Source organism: Acidisphaera rubrifaciens HS-AP3 (assembly GCF_000964365.1).
Lineage (GTDB): Bacteria > Pseudomonadota > Alphaproteobacteria > Acetobacterales > Acetobacteraceae > Acidisphaera > Acidisphaera rubrifaciens.
In genome coordinates, this window is the sequence record NZ_BANB01000468.1 from 1 (window position 1) to 371 (window position 371).

The following is a 371-nucleotide window of genomic DNA, read 5'->3' on the forward strand; positions in this document are numbered from 1 at the left end:
GACCCGCACGCCGCTGCCGGCCAGCGCCCGCTCCAGCGCGGCGGCCTGCGTCTCGTCGTGGATCACCGCGTAATCGGCCCGCAGCGCGCGCGCCTGTTCGGCCAGCAGCGTCGCGTTGCGCCCGCCGATCAGGGCGCGGACATGATAGCGGTCGGGATGGCCCATCAGCAGATCGACCGTCTGGGTGCCGACGCTGCCGGTGCTGCCGAGGACGGTCACCGTCCGCGGCGCGCGGGCGGCGGCGGTCGAAAGCGGGGAGAAGGGATGCGGACTCGTCATTGCCAGAGACTTACCCCGCGGCCGAGCAAAAGCGCCAGCAGCGCCGCGGCCGGCGCCGCCGCCAGCACGCCGTCGAGCCGGTCGAGCAGCCC

Annotated in this window: 1 pseudogene; it reads right to left on the reverse strand. The window is 74.9% G+C overall.

Going from position 1 to position 371, the window contains the following annotated elements:
- A pseudogene (locus tag B8460_RS13145) lies at positions 1 to 279 on the reverse strand (hypothetical protein); the annotation flags it as partial.
- Between the last annotated feature and the right edge of the window lie 92 nt (positions 280 to 371).